Annotated in this window: 18 protein-coding genes and 1 pseudogene; 15 read left to right on the plus strand and 4 right to left on the minus strand. The window is 42.2% G+C overall.

The features are described 5' to 3' along the window. The first annotated feature begins 75 nt into the window (after positions 1–75). From hprK to QN079_RS06370, 6 genes are all read left to right on the plus strand, one after another. Positions 76–1,011, plus strand: a complete 936-nt coding sequence (hprK, locus tag QN079_RS06345) for an HPr(Ser) kinase/phosphatase (protein WP_005225790.1) — start codon at positions 76–78, stop codon at positions 1,009–1,011. Between the two features lie 14 nt (positions 1,012–1,025). Next, positions 1,026–1,856, plus strand: a complete 831-nt coding sequence (gene lgt, locus QN079_RS06350; RefSeq protein WP_289230529.1) for a prolipoprotein diacylglyceryl transferase — start codon at positions 1,026–1,028, stop codon at positions 1,854–1,856. A 75-nt stretch (positions 1,857–1,931) separates the two neighbouring features. Next, on the plus strand, positions 1,932–2,960 hold the full coding sequence (locus tag QN079_RS06355) for an NAD(P)H-dependent glycerol-3-phosphate dehydrogenase (RefSeq protein WP_289230530.1): 1,029 nt from the start codon (positions 1,932–1,934) through the stop codon (positions 2,958–2,960). 17 nt (positions 2,961–2,977) lie between these two features. Next, the gene (gene galU / locus QN079_RS06360) at positions 2,978–3,895 is read left to right on the plus strand and encodes a UTP--glucose-1-phosphate uridylyltransferase GalU (protein ID WP_074931604.1); all 918 of its coding nucleotides are present in this window, start codon (positions 2,978–2,980) and stop codon (positions 3,893–3,895) included. Positions 3,896–4,055: 160 nt separating this feature from the next. Further along, the gene (locus QN079_RS06365) at positions 4,056–4,481 is read left to right on the plus strand and encodes a DUF948 domain-containing protein (RefSeq protein WP_289230531.1); all 426 of its coding nucleotides are present in this window, start codon (positions 4,056–4,058) and stop codon (positions 4,479–4,481) included. A gap of 14 nt (positions 4,482–4,495) precedes the next feature. Continuing rightward, entirely contained in the window at positions 4,496–5,176 is a 681-nt protein-coding gene (locus QN079_RS06370; protein ID WP_016610287.1) for a YtxH domain-containing protein, read from the plus strand. Positions 5,177–5,259: 83 nt separating this feature from the next. Here the strand turns inward: QN079_RS06370 and QN079_RS06375 are convergent, their stop codons facing one another. Further along, positions 5,260–6,138 carry an NAD-dependent epimerase/dehydratase family protein gene (locus QN079_RS06375; protein ID WP_289230532.1) on the minus strand — a complete coding sequence of 293 codons (879 nt, stop codon included), beginning with the start codon at positions 6,136–6,138 and terminating at the stop codon, positions 5,260–5,262. 54 nt (positions 6,139–6,192) lie between these two features. Further along, entirely contained in the window at positions 6,193–7,293 is a 1,101-nt protein-coding gene (locus QN079_RS06380) for an aminopeptidase P family protein (RefSeq protein WP_289230533.1), read from the minus strand. A gap of 194 nt (positions 7,294–7,487) precedes the next feature. On the opposite strand from QN079_RS06380, the gene ccpA reads away from it, so the two are divergent. After that, positions 7,488–8,486, plus strand: a complete 999-nt coding sequence (gene ccpA / locus QN079_RS06385; RefSeq protein WP_005225798.1) for a catabolite control protein A — start codon at positions 7,488–7,490, stop codon at positions 8,484–8,486. A gap of 142 nt (positions 8,487–8,628) precedes the next feature. On the opposite strand, the gene QN079_RS06390 is transcribed toward ccpA, so the two are convergent. Then, complete coding sequence (locus QN079_RS06390; RefSeq protein WP_289230534.1) at positions 8,629–11,073, minus strand: transglycosylase domain-containing protein; 2,445 nt, start codon at positions 11,071–11,073, stop codon at positions 8,629–8,631. Positions 11,074–11,335: 262 nt separating this feature from the next. Here QN079_RS06390 and tyrS point away from each other — a divergent pair, with 262 nt between their 5' ends. From tyrS to QN079_RS06410, 4 genes are all read left to right on the plus strand, one after another. Beyond that, a complete protein-coding gene (gene tyrS / locus QN079_RS06395) occupies positions 11,336–12,598 on the plus strand; it encodes a tyrosine--tRNA ligase (protein WP_010748012.1) in 1,263 nt (420 codons plus the stop codon). Between the two features lie 69 nt (positions 12,599–12,667). Then, positions 12,668–13,579, plus strand: a complete 912-nt coding sequence (locus QN079_RS06400; RefSeq protein WP_289230535.1) for an AEC family transporter — start codon at positions 12,668–12,670, stop codon at positions 13,577–13,579. Between the two features lie 88 nt (positions 13,580–13,667). Beyond that, positions 13,668–14,561, plus strand: a complete 894-nt coding sequence (locus QN079_RS06405; RefSeq protein ID WP_289230536.1) for a deoxyribonuclease IV — start codon at positions 13,668–13,670, stop codon at positions 14,559–14,561. Positions 14,562–14,606: 45 nt separating this feature from the next. Next, positions 14,607–14,993, plus strand: a complete 387-nt coding sequence (locus QN079_RS06410) for a cytidine deaminase family protein (RefSeq protein ID WP_151195320.1) — start codon at positions 14,607–14,609, stop codon at positions 14,991–14,993. Between the two features lie 134 nt (positions 14,994–15,127). Here the strand turns inward: QN079_RS06410 and QN079_RS06415 are convergent, their stop codons facing one another. Continuing rightward, positions 15,128–15,745: an FMN-dependent NADH-azoreductase gene (locus QN079_RS06415; protein WP_271292612.1), complete on the minus strand. Its 618-nt coding sequence runs from the start codon at positions 15,743–15,745 to the stop codon at positions 15,128–15,130. A gap of 162 nt (positions 15,746–15,907) precedes the next feature. Between QN079_RS06415 and QN079_RS06420 the strand changes: the two are divergent. From QN079_RS06420 to QN079_RS06440, 4 genes and pseudogenes are all read left to right on the plus strand, one after another. Further along, a pseudogene (locus QN079_RS06420) lies at positions 15,908–16,602 on the plus strand (response regulator transcription factor). Beyond that, positions 16,599–17,546 carry a sensor histidine kinase gene (locus QN079_RS06430; RefSeq protein WP_271292613.1) on the plus strand — a complete coding sequence of 316 codons (948 nt, stop codon included), beginning with the start codon at positions 16,599–16,601 and terminating at the stop codon, positions 17,544–17,546. Before QN079_RS06420 ends, QN079_RS06430 begins: the two are co-directional and overlap by 4 nt. 89 nt (positions 17,547–17,635) lie before the next feature. After that, entirely contained in the window at positions 17,636–18,412 is a 777-nt protein-coding gene (locus QN079_RS06435; protein WP_016610278.1) for an ABC transporter ATP-binding protein, read from the plus strand. Further along, the gene (locus QN079_RS06440; protein WP_289230539.1) at positions 18,384–20,471 is read left to right on the plus strand and encodes an ABC transporter permease; all 2,088 of its coding nucleotides are present in this window, start codon (positions 18,384–18,386) and stop codon (positions 20,469–20,471) included. Before QN079_RS06435 ends, QN079_RS06440 begins: the two co-directional genes overlap by 29 nt. The last annotated feature ends 191 nt before the right edge of the window (positions 20,472–20,662 follow it).

Consider the following 20,662-nt stretch of genomic DNA (forward strand, 5'->3'; position numbering starts at 1 on the left):
AGAATGATAAAATAGAACTAGAGTGTCGTTTACAAGAAACAGCGGCAAGAATCATTGAGAAAAGAGGGAAAACCTATGGCAGAAACCGTCAAAGTCAGCGAGCTGGCGGAGGCTTTAAATTTAGAGATAGTTGAAGGAACTGAAAACAGTTTAGAAAGAGAAATCATTACCGGCGATATTTCCCGACCTGGTTTGGAATTGACGGGTTATTTTAATTACTATTCCCATGATCGTCTGCAATTATTCGGCAGCAAAGAGATCACCTTTGCGGAACGAATGATGCCCGAAGAACGCTTGATGGTGATGCGCAAAATGTGTGCCGAGGATACCCCAGGGTTTATCGTTTCTCGCGGCTTGGAAGTACCAGCAGAAATGATTCAAGCCTGCAAAGAACATGAGATCACAATTTTGCGTTCGCCCATCTCAACCTCACGTCTGCAAGGAGAGCTTTCTAGTTTCCTCGATGGGCGCTTAGCCACAAGAACCAGTGTCCATGGGGTATTAGTGGATGTCTATGGGCTAGGTGTTTTGATTCAAGGCGATAGCGGAATTGGGAAAAGCGAAACAGCCTTAGAGTTAATCAAACGTGGGCATCGGTTGATCGCTGACGATCGGGTGGATGTGTATAAGCAAGATGAATTGACTTTGGTAGGGGAACCGCCGAAAATCTTGCAGCACTTGATCGAGATCCGCGGAATCGGGATCATCGATGTCATGAATCTTTTTGGTGCCAGTGCCGTACGAGGGTATATGCAGGTTCAAGTAGCGGTGTATTTAGAAGCTTGGGCGAAAGACAAAAAGTATGATCGACTAGGAACCGATGATACGACGGTTGAAATTGGTGGCGTCGATGTACCACAAATCAAGATCCCCGTAAAAACTGGTCGAAATGTTGCGATCATTATCGAAGTCGCTGCCATGAATTTCCGAGCGAAAACGATGGGGTACGATGCAACGAAGACCTTTGAAAATCGATTGACGCAATTGATCGAAGAAAATTCTGGAAACTAGAGAGGATAAGATAGATGTTAGGTTTAGTAAATCGAGTCGCATTTGAACTATTTGGTTTGCCGATTTATTGGTATGCGATCATTATCGTATCAGGCGTGATCATTGCTATGTGGTTAAGCACGAGAGAGGCGGTTCGTGTCGGGCTCAAGCCAGATGATGTGACTGACTTTATGTTGATTGGATTGCCAGTAGCGATCATTGGTGCGCGGCTTTATTATATTCTGTTTGACTTGCAATATTACATTGATGACCCAAGTCAAATTTTCAATATTCGATCTGGTGGGATCGCCATCTACGGCGCACTGATCGCCGGGGGGATCTGGCTATACTTTTTCTGCCAACGAAATTTTATTTCTCCCTGGACCTTCTTAGACATCGCCGCACCAAGTGTCTTATTGGCACAAGGCATCGGGCGTTGGGGCAACTTTATGAACCATGAAGCTTTTGGCGCTGAAGTCAGCCGCTCCTTCTTAGAAAGTTTGTATATACCGAAATTTATTATCGATAATATGTATATCGATGAAGCGTATCGGCAGCCGACCTTTCTTTATGAATCGGTTTGGAACGTGATTGGATTTATCGTTTTGATTTTCTTGCGCAAGAAAACTGGGTTATTAAAAGAAGGCGAAGTCTTCTTGAGCTACTTGATTTGGTATGGATTCGGGCGCTTCTTTATTGAAGGAATGCGTACCGATAGTTTATACTTATTTGGTGGAATCCGCGTGTCACAGGCACTTTCCGCTTTATTGTTCTTCGGAGCGATCGCTTTACTGATCTGGCGCAGGAAAAAACAAGCGTTAAAGGATTACAACCGCAGCTTTGGTAACAACCAAACGATTATCTAAACAGTTATTTTATCGAAATTATGGTAAAATGATGAAGTGCATGAATTTGCGAAAAGGATAGAGGAGGTTTCCATAGTGAAACAGAAAATCGCCGTCTTAGGTCCCGGATCATGGGGGACTGCTTTGGCACAAGTCTTGTCTGAAAATGGACATGAAGTGACTATTTGGGGGAACAATCCCGCCCAAATCGATGAAATCAATACGTATCATACGAATCGGCATTATTTGCCAGATCTGAAGCTTCCTGAAAATATTCTAGGCTGTAAAGATTTAGAAGAGGCGATCCAAGGGGCAGATGCCGTCTTGTTTGTCGTACCAACCAAAGCGATTCGTGCCGTGGCACAAGAATTCACTAAGAAAACAACCGGCAAGCCAGTCATCATCCATGCCTCAAAAGGATTAGAACAAGGCAGTCATAAACGAATCTCAGAAGTACTTGCCGAAGAGATCCCAGCTGATAAACGGCAAGAAATCGTTGTTTTGTCAGGACCATCTCATGCGGAAGAAGTCGCTGTCCATGATATCACCACGATCACGGCAGCTTCAGAAAATGAATCGGCTGCTAAGTATGTACAAGAGCTATTTATGAATGATTACTTTAGAATCTACACGAATAACGATGTGATCGGTGTCGAAACTGGCGCCGCTTTGAAAAACATCATCGCCATTGGTGCCGGTGCTATCGCAGGACTTGGCTTTGGAGATGATGCGAAGGCAGCGATCATGACCCGTGGGTTAGCAGAAATCAGTCGTCTTGGTGTGGCAATGGGAGCCAATCCTTTGACCTTTATCGGATTGAGTGGGGTTGGCGATTTGATCGTCACTTGTACCAGTGTCCATTCACGGAATTGGCGTGCAGGAAACCTATTAGGAAAAGGCCATAGCTTAGATGAAGTGTTAGACAATATGGGGATGATCGTTGAAGGAGTTTCAACCACCAAAGCTGCCCGCGAATTAGCAGAAGCTTTGTCGGTGGAAATGCCAATCACAGAAACGATTTATTCGGTCTTGTATGAAGGCAAAGACATCAAGCAAGCAGCGAAAGATATTATGCTGCGAGACGGCAAAGAAGAAAATGAATTTACGGTAGATCAATCATTATGATTAAAGGAGCGAGTCACATGAATGTTAAAAAAGCAGTTATCCCAGCAGCTGGTCTAGGTACCCGATTTTTACCAGCTACAAAGGCAATGGCAAAAGAAATGTTGCCGATCGTTGACAAACCAACGATCCAGTTTATCGTGGAAGAAGCATTACAATCGGGGATTGAAGATATTTTGATCGTCACAGGGAAAGCAAAGCGTCCAATCGAAGACCATTTCGATGCCAATTTAGAATTAGAGATGAATCTAAAAGAAAAAGGCAAGACGGAGCTTTTGAAATTAGTGGAAGAAACAACTGATGTAAATCTTCACTTCATTCGCCAATCTCATCCAAAAGGATTAGGTCATGCCGTATTACAGGCTCGGGCATTTGTCGGAAACGAACCGTTTGTAGTTATGCTAGGTGATGACTTGATGGAAGATCAAGTACCATTGACGAAACAGCTGATCGATAATTATGAAAAAACGCATGCATCAACGATCGCTGTCATGGATGTTCCTCATGAAGATACATCAAAATACGGGATCATTGATCCTGGTATGGAAGTTGAAAAAGGCTTGTTCAATGTCAAAAACTTTGTTGAAAAACCAGCGCCAGAAAATGCGCCAAGTGATTTAGCAATTATTGGCCGCTACTTGCTGACCCCTGAAATTTTTGATATTTTAGCCAATCAAGAACCAGGTGCTGGCGGCGAGATCCAATTGACGGATGCCATCGACACATTAAACAAAACCCAACGCGTGTTTGCTCATCAATTTACCGGCAAGCGTTACGATGTCGGAGACAAATTCGGTTTCTTAAAAACAAGTATCGAGTATGGTCTAGTGCACCCTGAAGTCAAAGACAACTTGAAAGAGTATTTGATCGAGTTAGGAAAAGAACTAGCTCCGGCTCAAAAAGAAGTCAAAGAAGCACCGAAAGCGTCAAAAAAATAACAAAAACTCCTAAACAAGGCGATTTCTGATGAAATTGCTTTGTTTTTTTATTATTTCCTGTTGAAAGCGGATAATTTTCTTAAAAATGCAGTCTTTTATTTGTAGAAAGTGCAGTGAAATGCTATTCTTAATATAAGTAAATGGGGAAAGGAGCCATTCTATGTCAGGAGGAGAACTAGCTGCATTGATTGCTGCGATCGCATTTGTCGTATTGGTCATTTTCGTCGTTCGTTTGTTGATGCAAGTCAGCAAGACAATGACCAAAGTAGACAAAACGGTCGAAGAGGCAAACACAACCATCCGTGTCGTTACCAAAGACGTTGATATTCTTTCAAAAGAGGTTGAAGGTCTTTTGGTAAAAACGAATGAGCTTTTACAAGATGTGAACGGAAAAGTCGCAACCATCGATCCTTTGTTCACAGCAGTTGCAGATCTAAGTACCAGTGTTTCAGAACTAAATGTTTCTGGAAAAAATTTAATTACGCGCGTGGGTAGTCTTGGCCGGACCACTGCCAAAGCAACGGTAGCTGGAAAAGTCGGTCAAACAGCCATGAAATTTTTCAAAGACAAAAATAACCAAAAATAAAAGGAGGACTTTCAATGAGTAAAAAAGGCGGATTTTTATTAGGAGCAATCATCGGAGGAACAGCGGCAGCAGCAGCAGCACTTTTGTTGGCGCCAGAATCTGGTAAAACATTAAGAAATAAATTAGCAAAACAAGCAGACGATTTATTAGATAAAGCATCTGATTATGGTGATTTAGCCAAAGAAAGAAGTACGGATCTTGTCGATATCGCTAAAGACAAAGCGGCAAAACTAAGCGAGCAAGCATCTGACTTTACCGGTTCTTTAACTGCGAAAGTCGATGACTTAAAAGAAACAGCAGCTGGTTCATCAGAAGAAACTGTTGAAGAGTTAAAGAAACAAGCAGGTGATCTATCAGAACGCTTCAAAAAATCAGCGAACGAGGTCAAAGAATCAGCGAAAGATGCCAAAGTAGACGCTGATGACACGGTGCAAGATATCATCATTGATGCAAAATCTTCTGCAGCGGATATGAAACAAACCGTCAAAGAAGGGGCACAAGAAGCAAAACCTGTCGTTGAAGAAGCCAAAAAAGACGGTCAAGCAGCCGCAGCTGATTTGAAAAAAGAAGCTGGAAAAGCAGCAGATGATGCCAAAAAAACAGCGAAAGCAGAAACAAAAGATGCCAAAGCTGACTTAGAAGATGCGAAAGAAGAATTAAAAGATACATTAGAAAAAAACAATCCTGAAGCATAAGCAAGGATACAAAAATTTGATTATTTCAAAAGATAAAACGTTCGCCAGTAAAATCGGCGAACGTTTTTTTGTGATTTTAGTAGTTATTCGCTTGATGCTTGGGTGATTTCCCAATCGCAAAGTTGATAGAGCCAATCCTGCAGGTGACTGAATGGAAAGCCAATTTCCTCAGCGAGACCAACATTGATCGAATAAGCAGGTGTACCATTATAAGGGCCTTGATCGCCTGTTTCTGAAAAGAGCGGGGAAAGACCAGTTTTTTTCGTCACGTATTGCAGCACTTCTTCTAAGGAAACTGTACCTTTTGACGCACCATTGATGGGTCCTGTGAACGAGCTAGTACCTAGAAACGCTAAAAATTTACCAGCCTCTTGGGCATCCACAAAGCCCATTTGATGCGTTAGATTATCGACAGCCATTGGCTTTTGTTTTATCAGATGGTCAATGTAAAAGGTAAAACGTTTTGTGTAATCATCTGCACCGATCACATAAGGAAAGCGGACAAAAACGGACGGGATTTGACTGTATTTTTGGGTCAGGATCTCTTCCACGGTTCGCTTGCCTTGTGCATAATCGACCTCCTCAGAGCTGACCAGTCTGAAGGGTTCTTTAGCAGGGTCAAAATCCGCTTCAATCAAATCGAAGTGTAATTCATGGTACGCAGACATTGAGCTAGTAACGATGTAGCGCTTCGGTGTGACATGACGCAGTAGAATCTCAATGTCGTTGGAAGTATAAGCAATATTGTCGTAAATGACCTCATAGGTTTCTTTTGTTAATGCCGTTTTGATACTTTCTTCCTCCGTGCGATCGAAGATGATTCTGTTGACTTGATCGCCAAAGGAATCTTTCGTGTTCCCTCGGGTAGCGATCGTCACGTCCAATCCTTGATCAATTAGTGATTGGACTAAATATTTACCGAAAAAACGCGTGCCGCCTAAAACCAACACTTTTTTACTCATAAGAACACTCCTTTTCATGTAATGCCAACATGTTGCGCCGTTTCATTAGGAAAATCAAGATAAGATCAATAATTCTTTTGCTGTCTTGGTAAAAGGTACACAGCCATCTGCTGTGACATACACACAGTCTTCAATGCGGACACCGACCTGGTCTGGTAAATAAATGCCCGGTTCGATAGAGAAGCACATGCCTTCTTCGATCACTAAATCATTGCCAGTGATCAAAGAAGGGAACTCATGAACCGTGGTCCCGATGCCGTGACCTAGACGATGGTTGAAGTAGTCGCCGTAGCCATAGCCAGTAATCACATCACGAGCAATCTTGTCTAATTCTCCAGCGGTAATCCCAGGTTTGACCGCTGCTTGCGCTGTTAGTTCCGCTTCAAGAACGATGTCATAAATTTTTCTTTGTAATGCAGTCGGTTCTTTATAGGCAACCGTTCTGGTTGCATCACTGCAATATCCTTTCCAAACGACCCCTAGGTCAAACAAGACAAGTTCATTGGCAGTCACTTTGCGGTCACCAGGTACGCCATGAGGACTTGCTGCATTGGCACCAGCTAACACCGTCGTATCGAAGGACATATGGGAAACCCCACGCTTTTTCAACTCGTACTCAATTTCCGCCACGATTGCCATTTCGCTGACGCCTTCTTTGATGGCAGCAAACCCAATCTCAAAAGCAACGTCTGCCCAGTTGCCAGCTCCTAGCAAGGTGTCAATTTCAGCAGCCGTTTTGGTTAACTGCATTTTTTGAATGACCGGAGTCACATCTAAAGAAAAATCGGTCTGTGGCAAAAACCGTTTTAATGCTTCATAGCGCTCGACGGAAAGGTCATTTTTTTCTAGTGCCAAGGAAGAAACTCGGTAACGAGAGGTCAATTCCTGACAGATTTTCGCCCAAGGGTCTTCGCTATCGAGATAACCGATAATGTCAAAAGGCCAGCCGCTATTTTTTGCTTCTTCTACTTCCAGAGCTGGTGTGAAAAGAAAGGGATCTTTTCCAGGTGCGACAAACAAAGCAAGGACCCGTTCATGAGGTTCACTTTTAAAACCTGAAAAATAAGCGATCGTTGCTGGATTAGAAATATAGGCAACATCTGCACCATTGGTTTTCAACCAGCCGTTTAACTCATTGATTTTTTTATCATTCATTTGAAAAAACCTTCTTTCAAGTATTCTTTTTCTATTTTATCATGCTTTAGAAGAGAATAGGGGCGGGGAAAGTAGGAAATTGCTAAGTTTTCATGAAAACAAAATTAAAACGGTTGCAAATACGGAAAAAATTTGCTATTCTAACAAAGAAATGTAAATAAGATTTTCTGAAAATAGAATAAGGGAGATATATCATGGAAAAACAAACAATTACGATTTATGATGTTGCACGGGAAGCGAATGTATCGATGGCAACTGTTTCACGGGTAGTCAACGGAAATCCAAATGTAAAACCAGCAACTCGTAAGAAAGTGCTGGAAGTGATCGACCGCTTGGATTATCGTCCAAACGCAGTTGCTCGAGGGTTAGCAAGTAAAAAGACCACGACTGTTGGTGTCATCATTCCTGATGTCAGCAATATGTTCTTCTCATCACTTGCTCGTGGGATCGATGATGTAGCGACCATGTATAAATACAATATCATCTTAGCCAACTCTGATGGCGATACAATGAAAGAAGTCAACGTTTTGAACAACTTGTTAGCAAAACAAGTGGACGGCGTTATCTTCATGGGTCATCGCATCACGGATGAAATTCGCGGAGAATTCTCTCGCTCAAAAACACCAGTCGTTTTAGCTGGTTCGATAGATCCTGATGAACAAGTAGGAAGCGTCAATATCGATTACACAGCAGCTGCCAAAGATGCTGTTTCATTATTGGCGAAAAACAATCAAAAAATCGCTTTTGTCAGCGGTGCTTTGATCGATCCAATCAATGGCCAAAATCGCTTGAAAGGCTATAAAGAAGCCTTGAAAGAAAACAACCTTGAATATTCTGAAGGGTTGATCTTTGAATCACCATACAGCTTTAAAGAAGGCTTAGCCTTAGTTGATCGCATCATCAACAGTGGTGCAACAGCAGCTTATGTCACAGACGATGAGTTAGCCATCGGTGTCTTAGATGGTTTGTTAGACAAAGGTGTTAAAGTTCCTGAAGATTTCGAGATCATCACCAGCAACAATTCATTATTGGCTGAAGCAGCTCGTCCACGCTTATCAAGCGTGACGCAACCATTGTATGATATGGGTGCCGTTGCGATGCGTCTATTGACAAAAATGATGAACAAAGAAGATGTAGAACAAAAAACGATCGTCTTGCCTTACGGTATTTCAGAAAAAAGCTCTACGAAATAAGCAGCGATTTGATCAAACGATCAGTGGAACAACGCCTTGTTGTTCCACTTTTTGCTTCAACGATCGTTCGTGTGGGGAGAAAATCTATGGATTTTCTCCTCACACTTTTTTTGCATAAAAAAACTGATCAGCACAAGGCTGATCAGTCATCATTATTGTTGGTATTTTGTTGATTATTGTCTTGCTGTTCCTCATCGTCATCCTCATCATTTGCCGTAGGTGTAACATTGTTGGATGCGTTATTCGATGATGTATTCGACGAACGATTTGTTGAACGGCTAGAAGATGCTTTTCTCCAATAGTCAGCGTAGTTTGCATCTGAACCACCGAGTCCAAATTTGAAATCGACCGTATCTGGTCCGCCAGTGGCCCAATACGAAGTAACGGTACTGCTTGGATTGGTATAGGTTCGATTATCGACTCGCACGGTTCCTCCTGGTTGGGTACCAGTAAACTTGGAAACTTGAGCTTTTTTGACATCACTAGAAAGTTCAAACTTCTGATTCACACCAAAGACTTCTTGGTTTGTTTGATAAATACGATTGATCAAGTAAGCCATATAGTTGGCTGTCCGAGTTCCTGCAGCGCTATCGGTCCCTTTATTGTCATCTCGACCTGACCAGCTGCTGATGGTGATCGATGGGGTGGAGACGACTAGCCAAGAGTCCGACCAGTTGTTGGTGGAACCAGTTTTTCCGACCCAATCGGCATTTCCGAGGTTCCAATCCAATCCGCTGATAACCGATTTAAAGGAACTGGTTTTTTGCTCATCGATGACACTACGCATCATGTCGGTCATGATGGAAGCCGTCGCTTCTGAAAAGACTTGGACAGGTTTGGCTTCATGCTGGTAAAGCACTTCGCCTTCATTGTCTTTGATTGATTCGATGATATAGCCTTGCTGATAAACACCATTATTGGCAAATGTTTGGAAGCCATTCGTTTGATTCAAGACTGTGACATCTGTAACCCCTAATGGCGCTGATTCATACGCCCAGCTATTATCTTCGGGATAGCCCATTTTGCTTAAATAATTTGTGTAGGCATAAAAATGATCGCCTTCTTTTTCCCAAAGATCTTGGAAAATATTTGTCGCTGCGATATTACTGGAAACCTCCAATGATTCACGAATCGACATAAAAGTATTGGTTCCACGGTTTGTGGCATTGACGATCGGCTCACCGGCGTTTTCTCCTGTCCGCCATTTTGCGGCATAGTCAGAAACCATCGATTCAGAGCCCATTAAGCCACTTTCGATCGCCGGTCCGTAAACCAGCATGGGTTTGATACTTGAACCTGCTTGGCGTTTGGCATCAAAGGCATGGTTGAATTGATTGTCAGCATAGTTACGACCGCCAATAAAGCCTAGTACTTTCCCAGTGGCGTTGTCCATCATGACATTGCCGACTTCGATGGTGGAGTCACCCCAGTTGTCTAGCATATAGCCGTATTTGTCGACGGCATCTTGCATCGCATTATAAATATCTTTATCGATCGTTGATGTGACGGTATAGCCGCCATTAACAAGTTTTTGCTGCGCCAATTCGAAGTATTTTTGATAGGTTTCCTCATTGGCGTATTCTTCGTCACTGACATCATCTTCATCTGCCAGCTGTTTGGCAATAATGTCTTTTGCTTCATTTAACACAGTGTAATAAAGGAAGCTTTGATCCGTTTGTTCAATGGCTTCTTGTTTTTTGAAGTCTTGCTTCAAGTCATAATTAAGCGCCTCTTCGTATTCTTCTTTCGTGATATCGTGGTTACGATACATACTGAAGAGCACGAAGTCTTTCCGTTCTAAGCCAGCGGACAAGTTTTCCTTGATCTCACCCGTATTTGTATAAGGGCTGTAGACGATCGGGCTTTGTGGCAGACCCGCAATAAAGGCTGCTTGCGGTAAAGACAGGTCAGCTGCGTTGACGCCAAAAATTCCTTGCGCCGCTTCTTGTACACCTGCGATATTTTGCCCTTTATTGTTTCGACCAAAAGGGGAGATGTTTAAATACATGGTGACGATCTCGTCTTTATCGAAAAATTTCTCCACTTCCATGGCTAATAAAATCTCATTGGCTTTGCGTTTAAAGGTCGTTTCACTGGAAAGGATTTGTTGTTTTACCAGCTGCTGGGTCAAAGTGGAACCCCCGCTGCCGCCAAAACCTGTCGCTTCTGATAATAATGCCCGCACGACTGCTTTTGGTACAACCCCATTATGAATATTAAAATATTCGTCCTCTGTTGCAATGATCGCTTTTTTCAAATAATCTGAAATTTGATCGGAATTAACCGACGTTCGCATTAGATCCGAGCGAATCGTTGCGATTTTGCTGCCATCAGCGTATGCGAGTTGAGAAGTCTCTGTGATGTCGGTCAATTCTTTTTGTAACTCATCTTTAGAAGGAGCTGCGGTATCTTCCACAAGAAAAGCAAAGTAGCCGGCACCGATCCCTAAGGCTAAAGAACCGCCTAGAACCAGCAAAGAAATAGCAACTAAGAACAAGGCATGTAAAACCCTAAGACTGATGTTGAAATAGAACCAGCCTCTATTTTTGTTTTCTGTATTCTTTTGATTTTTCGTTTTCTGGGACAAAAAGAGTCACCTCAATAAATTAGAATAGATTCCGTGTAATTATAGCAAAAAACAAGGCGCTTGGGTAGCACCCTATCTGTTATCGAAAGAAGTGTGGGAGAAAATGCTAGTTGGTGTTTGTATTGAACCAGCGATAATAAAGGAAAATGAACGGATTTGCCTAAAAGTTTCTTTTTTGGTAAAGGACTTTGAGAGAAAGACTTTTCATTGACCTCTTTTTCAGTTAAGATGAACAATGAAGCAATTATTAGGAGGAGAAAGAATGAGTACAGACTTTTTTGAAGAGCTAAAGCAACGCGGATTAGTTCATCAGACCACAGACGAAGCAGCCTTGACCAAACAATTAAATGAAGAGTCTGTGAAACTATATATCGGCTTTGATCCTACCGCAGATAGCCTGCATATTGGTCATTTATTGCCTATTTTGATGTTGCGCCGTTTCCAACAAAACGGACATGTGCCGATCGCATTAGTAGGCGGCGGTACAGGAATGATCGGTGACCCATCCTTTAAAGATCAAGAACGTCAATTAAACACACTAGATACCGTTTTAGAATGGTCACAAAGTATTAAGAGCCAATTATCTCGCTTCATTGATTTTGATGACCAAGAAAATCCTGCCATCATTGCCAATAACTACGAGTGGCTAGGGGAATTGAAACTGATTGATTTCTTGCGTGACACTGGGAAAAACTTTACCATCAATTACATGATGAGCAAAGAAAGTGTCAAACGTCGGATCGAAACTGGGATCTCCTACACGGAATTTGCATACCAGCTTTTACAAGCCTATGATTTTTTAAACCTTTACGACAACCACGGTTGCTTATTGCAATTAGGCGGTAGCGATCAATGGGGCAATATCACCTCTGGGATCGAATTATTACGTCGTGAGCGTGAAGTCCAAGGGTTCGGTTTGACTATGCCATTGATCACAAAAGCAGATGGAACGAAATTTGGGAAAACAGAAGGCAATGCGGTTTGGCTAGATGCCAAGAAAACAACGCCTTACGAGTTCTACCAATTCTGGATCAATACGGATGATCGTGATGCAGTCAAATTCTTGAAATATTTCACTTTCTTATCATTAGAAGAAATCGCTGCGATCGAAGCAGAATTTAACGCTGCACCAGAATCTCGAGCAGCACAAAAAGCCTTGGCAAAAGAAGTCACTACTTTGGTTCATGGGGCAGAGGCTTATGAACAAGCCGTACGTATCTCAGCAAGTTTATTCAGCGGCAATATCAAAGAATTGAACGCTGAAGAGATCGAACAAGGCTTTAAAGGGGTTCCTAGTCATCAGGTAACAGCAGATGATTCTTTGAACATCGTTGAAGTGTTGACGACTGCTAAAATCGAACCATCAAAACGTCAAGCAAGAGAAGACGTTCAAAATGGTGCCATTTACATTAATGGGGAACGCGTCCAAGACCTAACGTACGAGCTCCAAGCAAGTGATCGGATCGGTGGAAAATACGTCGTGATTCGTCGTGGCAAGAAAAAATATTTCTTATTAACATTTTAATCGCAAAAAGCGAACCGCCTTGTTGGTTCGCTTTTTTCAAATTTTTGTAGAGGAAGGGTTTTTGTTGGAATGGGAAATATAGTGTTGAATGCCGCCGGTTTATTTGCCATGATCTTCTTAGGGTATTTTCTTAAGCGGCTAAATATCCTTTCAAAAGCGGATGGCTCGATCTTATCCAAAATTATTTTGAATGTGACGTTACCGGCAGCAATCATTTTGAATTTAGCTTCAATGCAAGTACAAGTCAGTGCGCTTAGTTTGATTGTAATCGCGTTGATCATTACGATCGTCCAGATCCTCTTCGCATTTTTCTTGACCAAAAAAGAATCGAACACGCTGCAGCAGTTTGCAATGTACTGCGGTTCAGGCTTTAATATCGGCAATTTTGCGATTCCTTTTGCCCAAAGCTTTTATCCTTTAGGGATTCCGCTGATTTCGCTGTTTGATATGGGGAACAGTATCATGTTGGCAGGGGGAACGACGATTTTCATCGAATTCTTGATTGGAAAGCGGACGACGTTTGAACCAGGGAAAATCTTTTTGAATCTCATGCGTTCGCCAACGTTTACTATTTATCTAGTGATGCTGATTATCCGCAGTGCGGATTGGAGGATTCCCGAAGCGGCATTGGCGCTTGTCCAACCAATCGGGATCGCAAATACCTTTTTGTCCATGTTTATGATTGGCTTATTTTTGGATTTCCGCTTACCGAAGCACACCACCCAAACCGTGATCAAAATTTTAAGCTTGCGGTACGGACTGGCATTCGTGCTGTTCGCAGCTTTCTATGTTTTACCAATCCCAGTTTTATTAAAGCCAGTTCTTTGTTTGTTAGTGTTTGCTCCAATTCCTTTATTCGGTGTCATTAATTCCGTGATTGCTGGAATGGAGGAAGAAGCGGTGGGGTTCGTTTCTTCCATTAGCTTTTTGATAAGTATGCCGCTAATGACGGGTGTTCTGATGTTATTTGGACTCGCTTGATAAAAAAATACGGCAATGAGCAAAATAATCGCTTTACAAGGCGCTTTTATCGATAATAGAGAAAACTAGATTTAGGAGGGAAAGAAAAATGTTGATTGGTTCACACGTTTCAATGAGCGGCAAAAAAATGCTTTTAGGAGCAGCAGAAGAGGCAGCTAGCTATCAAGCTACTACGTTTATGATCTATACCGGAGCTCCGCAAAACACGCGGCGCAAACCGATCGAAGAGATGCAGATCGCAGCTGGACAAGATTTTATGACGGAAAAAGGAATTTCGAATATCGTCGTCCATGCCCCGTACATCATTAATTTAGGCAATACCATCAAACCAGAAAACTTTGGCTTTGCTGTTTCGTTCTTACAAGAAGAAATCCAACGAGCCCAAGCTTTAGGTGCAACTCAAATCACATTGCACCCCGGTGCCCATGTTGGTGCAGGACCAGAAGCTGGGATCAAGCAGATCATTAAAGGCTTGAACGAGGTCCTTGAAAAAAATCAAACTGCCCAGATCGCATTAGAAACAATGGCAGGTAAAGGCACCGAGATTGGTCGCAGTTTTGAAGAATTGGCAGCAATTATCGATGGTGTCACCTTAAATGAAAAATTATCCGTTACCCTAGATACTTGTCACACGAACGATGCTGGCTACAATGTCAAAGAAGACTTTGACGGCGTGTTAAACGAGTTTGACAAAATCATCGGGTTGGATCGCTTGAAGGTCATCCATGTCAATGATTCAAAAAATCCAAAGGGTAGCCACAAAGACCGACATGCGAATATTGGTTTTGGCACGATCGGCTTTGAAGCCTTGAATAAGATCGTTCATCATGAGCAATTATCAGCGTTACCGAAAATTTTGGAAACACCCTATGTCGGCGAAGACAAAAAGAATAAAAAAGCCCCTTATGGCTATGAAATCGCGATGCTGCGGGAAAAGACATTTGATCCTGAGCTATTGACGAAAATCATGGCGGGTGCTTAAACGGTTCATTTAACCATGAGCCAGCTTATTATTGGAGGAAGAAAAATGGATTTTCAGTTGCTGATCGATGCCGCGAAACAAAAACTGGGATTCAGACAGCTCTCTCAATTTGCAGAAGCAGGGAGTGTCGCGGCAGCTCTGGCTACTGCAGATGGACAGATTTATACAGGGATCTGTATCGATACCAGCTGTTCTATGGGTTTTTGCGCCGAACAGGCTGCGGCTGCGCAAATGATCACCGATGGTCAGCAGCGGGTGTTACTGATGGTTGCAATCAATTCGGCAGGTGAGCCGATCCCACCTTGTGGTCGTTGCCGTGAATTCATCAGCCAGCTGGATCCTGCCAACCATAACACGCAGGTCATGATCGCAGCAGGAAAAATCATGACGCTAGAAGAGCTGTTGCCTGTTGATTGGAAAGCATCAAAATAAAAAGAGTCCCCTTAGACCGCTGTGTTCTAAGGGGACTCTTTGTTTTATCGATCCATAGACGAGCTACGTTTTTGGATAAAAAAACTCCTCAACAAGCAATAGCGCTTTGTTGAGGAGTTGATCAATAGCAATGATTAGAATTTTTTCGCAGCAGCTGCTACGCGTTCTAAACCTTCAGCAATGATTTCTTCTGTTTTAGAAGGATCTGCATTGTGGCCTTCAATGATTACTTCTTCTGTGATGTTCATGCCGAACATACCACCGAAAACTTTTTCCATAAAGGTTACAGCGTTTTCCATTGCACTCATTTCGCCTGAGTAAACACCACCACGGGCATTCAATAGAACGATTTCTTTGTCTTTCAATAATTGGTTCATTGAACCATCTTCGTTATAAGAAAAAGTAAAGCCAGCTTGGAAGATATAGTCGATGAATGTGTGCAAGGCAGCAGGAATCGTTAAGTTCCACATTGGGAAAGCGAAAACGATGGTATCCGCTGCTGCGAATTTGTTCATCACGTCTTGACGGACAGTCATCAATTCTTGTTCTTCTTGGTTTAATTCTTGTTCTTGTGAAAGTTTGCCAAATGCTTCAAATAACGTTTGACCGATATAAGGCATTGGTTGTGCGTACACATCAAAGGTTACAACGTCCACATTGTTGGTATCAAGATTTTCAACGAACGTATCAAACATTTTTGCAGATACTCCATCAGGACGATTATTGGCTTTAACAACTAAAATATTTTCCATTTTTTTCCACCTTTACTTTAAGTAAGTTTTAATCACAAAACGTAGTATACTATAAAATAATTTTGCTTACAATAAATAAGTACACTTTTTTTAAAAAAGCTGGAATTTTGCAGTTTTTTTCACACGGATTTGGTAAACTTTAGAGAAAACAGGAGGATTTCTATGAAAATATTCGTGGTCGAAGATGACAAATCGTTAGTCAAAATGATGGAAAATCAATTATCCCGCTATGCGTATCAAACCTTTGTTCCAGAAAATTTCGCTGCGGTTTTAGATGAATTCTTGATGATCCAACCTGATTTGGTTTTGTTGGATGTCAATCTACCTTATTATGATGGGTTTTATTGGTGCCAAAAAATCAGGGAACGTTCGTTGGTTCCAATTCTCTTCATCTCCGCCCGTGACGGCAATATGGACCAAGTGATGGCTCTAGAATATGGTGCGGATGATTATCTAGTCAAACCTTTTTCTTATGACTTGCTGCTGGCAAAAGTAAAAAGCCACATTCGCAGAGTCTACGGGGATTATGCACAGTCTGATCGGGCGAGAAGTTTGAAAGCCGGCGAATTGATCTACTATCCCGAAGCATTGAAGATGGTCTATCGTGAAGCCAGTGAATGGCTGACTGTTCGAGAAGGAGAATTATTGACCCTGTTAATGTCGGCACACCCAGAGATGGTCAAACGGAACGGATCTTAAATCTATTATGGGATGATGAGCGCTTCGTTGATGACAATACGCTTTCTGTCAATGTCGGCCGTTTGCGAAAAAAACTGGCGGCAATGGGCATCAATGATCCGATCCAAACGATTCGCGGAAAGGGCTACGCTTTATCAGTGATAGGTACGGAAGAATGAAAGCATATGCAAGTGTTCATTTACCTAAACTACTCGTTACGTTCGTAGCCATTTCATTGTTCGTTTTAGTGATTTGGTTGGATGGCTATCGAAATTACCTCGTAATTGGTTATGGTCTGCTTCTATTTGGGCTGTTCATTGTTCTTGTTTATTTGGTAGATTACCTTTCCAATACTGCGTTTTATCAGTATATCAAGCATGGAAGAGCGACACACCGAAGCAATGGCTACCTTTCCAAGCAATGGCGCAAGCAGTTCGATGCCCATGAACAGCAAGAGCAAGAGCGGCTGACAGAATTAGATCAGCACCATCAAAATCATATTCGTTTCATGAATATCTGGGTTCATCAAATGAAAACACCTGTCTCAGTTTTGGCGCTAATGGCTGAAAGTGAAGAAGTCGATAGCTATGATCTTTTGGCTGAAACAGATCGCTTAAAAAGTGGCTTGGCGACTGCGCTGAATTTTGTACGCTTGGAAGATTTCACGGAGGACTTCGTTATCGAATCAGCCTCATTGTTGGAATTGTTAAAACACAGTATCGGTGACCAGAAACGAAATTTTATTCGCAGTGAAGTCTATCCGAAGCTGATGAGTGAAGCAGATATCACGGTGACAACAGACAAAAAATGGCTAGGTATTTTGCTCTTTCAACTCATCAGCAACGCCATCAAGTACTCAAAGCCAGACAGTAAAGTCTATTTTGAGATCGATCCTTTTTCTAGAAGCTTAACGATCGCAGATGAAGGCTGCGGGATTGCAACAGCGGATCTCCCGCGAGTTTTTCGCCCCTTTTATACAGGTCAGAATGGGCGGCAAACAGGAGAGGCAACTGGGATCGGTCTTTATTTAGTTGAAACGATCAGTACGCAATTAGATATCGATGTGTCGCTTGCCTCTAAGGAGAATCAAGGCACGACAGTTACCTTAACATTTCGGAGGTGAAGGCTTTCTTACAATTTTGTAAGCTTTCTATCATGAAATCGATAACTGATTGCGGTGCCGCCTGCTAAACTGGTAGCAAAGGAGTGAAGATGATGGCTTTACTAGAATTGAAAAATGTATCGAAAACCTATACAGGGGAAGTGTCTGTTGAGGTTTTACAACAAATCGATCTCAAAGTGCCAGAAGGAGAATTTATCAGCATTATGGGGCCATCTGGCAGTGGCAAGACCACCATGCTGAATTTGGTGGCAACATTGGATAAACCGACTTCAGGTTCGGTGATTCTCAAGGGAGAGCAGCCACTAGAATTATCTAAGCAAAAACTCGCGGAGTTTCGTCGTCGGCAACTAGGCTTTGTTTTTCAAAACTACAATTTACTTTCGCCATTGAGCGTGCTTGAGAATGTGATTTTACCACTGACATTGGATCGGGTGGCAGTTCCTGAGATGAAAGAACGTTCGGAGCAGCTATTACGTGAACTTGGGATCTATGAGAAAAAAGACAAACGCATCTATCAGCTTTCCGGTGGAGAGCAGCAGCGAGTTGCGATTGCTAGAGCTTTGATCCATCAACCAGAATTGCTTTTAGCAGACGAACCGACGGGTAATCTTGATTCCAAGGCAGCACGAGATGTCATGGAAATACTAAGTCAGATGAACAAACAGCGAAAAGTCACCACTATGATGGTCACCCATGATCCGTATTCCGCCAGCTTTTCTGATCGGGTCGTTTTCATCAAAGACGGAAAGCTGTATAACGAAGTCTATCGTGGTGCTGATCAACAGCAATTTTATCAAAAAATTCTTGAAGTCCTAGCACATTTAGGAGGTCGCCGTCATGAATTTCAGACAGTTGATCATTCGTAATCTGCGGGGAAATTTTCGAACCTATGCAGCATACTTCGTCAGCAGCGCCTTTGCGGCGATGGTGTTTTATATCTTTAGTCTTTTGCTCTTTCATCCGCAATTGGAAGAAAACTTATCTAATAGCGGTACCCTTTCAAACTTAGCTGAGGTCGGTCTATCCGTCGCGCTCGTGGTGATCGCCTTACTGTCGCTGTTATTTTTATGGTATACATTTGTGGTCTTTTTGAAACGACGCAAACGTGATCTGGCGATCTACTTGATTTTGGGGATCGAAGAAAAAGATCTGCGAAAGATTTTGTTTGTCGAAAATGCCCTTTTAGGAACCTGTGCCACAGTATCTGGTATTGGATTGGGGATTTTAGTGACGAAATTGTTGCTGCTGATTGCGCAAAATGTCATGTACTTAACAGAAGGACTGAAATTTATGGTTCCTCTGGAAGCTTTAGGATTGACCTTTGGGATCTATGTCTTCATTTTTCTTTTGATCTCCTTTTTCAGTACTCGCGCCTTGCAAGGAGAACAGATCATCTCATTGATCAAAGAAAATGAAAAACCACGTCCTGAGCCAAAAAGTCATTGGGCATTGGCATTTTCAGGAATTGTGCTGTTACTAGTTGGCTATGGATCGGTCTTTTATTTTAGCTACCAAACCTACTCAATGCTGCCACTTATGCTAGGAGTCTTGTTGACTGTTGCAGGTACGATTTTGTCATTCCATCAGTTCAGCGTATTTCTGTTGAAACGATTAAAAAAACGCCCGACCTTCTTACGAGGGACTCGGATGCTGCCTATCAGCGAATGGATCTTTCGCATGCGAGACAATGCGGCGATGTATAGTCTGATCGCTATTAGTACCTCCGTGGCATTCGTTGGGATTTCCGTGATGCTGGCGATCGGCAGTTCTTCTTTTTCTTCGATCCAAGGAATCAGTGTAGCCTATGTGTTTCCGTGGTACGATTCGGAAATAGGCAGTGAAAATAAGATCATCGAAGAACTAAAAACAGAATTGGAAAATCAAGGCTACCACCCGCGCGTGGAAAACGTTTCAGTACTTTGGGTGAGTGTAGATTTAGATGATTCGGAAATGATAGATGACCCTTACTTCACAACCAACAGTTATCCAGTCATGCGAGAAAGTGACTATCAAAAATTAATGACTCAAATTGGAGAAGAAGCTGATACAGTTGCGGATGAAGAAGTCATGATACTCAGCAGTAATTATTCTCGTCGAAAAGTTTTGCAGGCACTCCCAAAGAGTGAGCGGGAAAAAGATTATTCGATTTCGCTAAATGCGGAGATCGGTACAAAAAAAGAGGTTACCTTTGTATATAGTCCATCGATGCTTTCGCTTGATTATTATGGATTAGGCGTAGTGACAGATGCATCTTATGATGAATGGATTGCTGAATTAAATGAATGGAGAGACGGATATGAATCTGGATTTACATGGTTAGATTACGCTGAATGGGCAGAAACACCTGAATTAGTCTATGAATTTAATAGAAAATTAGATAAAGAAAATGCCTTGATCGATCAGCAATACGAAGAAATTAGTCAGGAGCTGGAAGCCAAGGGCGATTATACCAATGAAGAGTGGACCGAAGCAACAAAAGACATACCCGTCCGCACATTTTATACCTCAAAATACCAAGTTTTCCAAGAAAATCGTCAAGGAAATGGCATCATTTTAATGATCACGGTATTACTAGGTTCGGTTTTCTTTATTTTCTCCGCTTCGATTATCTATTTCCGTTTATTTGCAGATTTAGATAAAGATGGGGCGTATCATCGTTCCTTGCATATTTTAGGTGTGTCGCCGAAGGAGCGTCACAACGTTCTGAGACGCCAGCTGCAAGTGATGTACTTCTTGCCAACAGTCGTGGCAATGATTCATTTTGCGGTGGCAATGACCGCTTTGCGTATTTTAGTAGAATTGCCTGTTTGGCAATACTATGGTGTGATCGTTAGCCTCTTTTTGATTTTCCAAATCGTTTTTTACTTTGTTTGTCAGTATCGATACTTCCAGCAAATTGATCGAATCGCCGATCCGACAGAGTGATTTAATTTTTAGCCAAATCCCTTTCAATCAACACAGATTGGGATTTGGTTTTTTGCTTGCTGCATTGTTATTTTCTTTCACCAATGAAGCGTTTTAATTGTGTAAAACACCGAAAAGTAGATAAAATTAGTTAACACTGATTCTATTAAGCAGTCGCTGATACGCGGCAAGAATGTGGCAACTGGAAGTCT

The organism is Enterococcus sp. FZMF, from assembly GCF_030263915.1.
GTDB lineage: Bacteria > Bacillota > Bacilli > Lactobacillales > Enterococcaceae > Enterococcus_D > Enterococcus_D casseliflavus.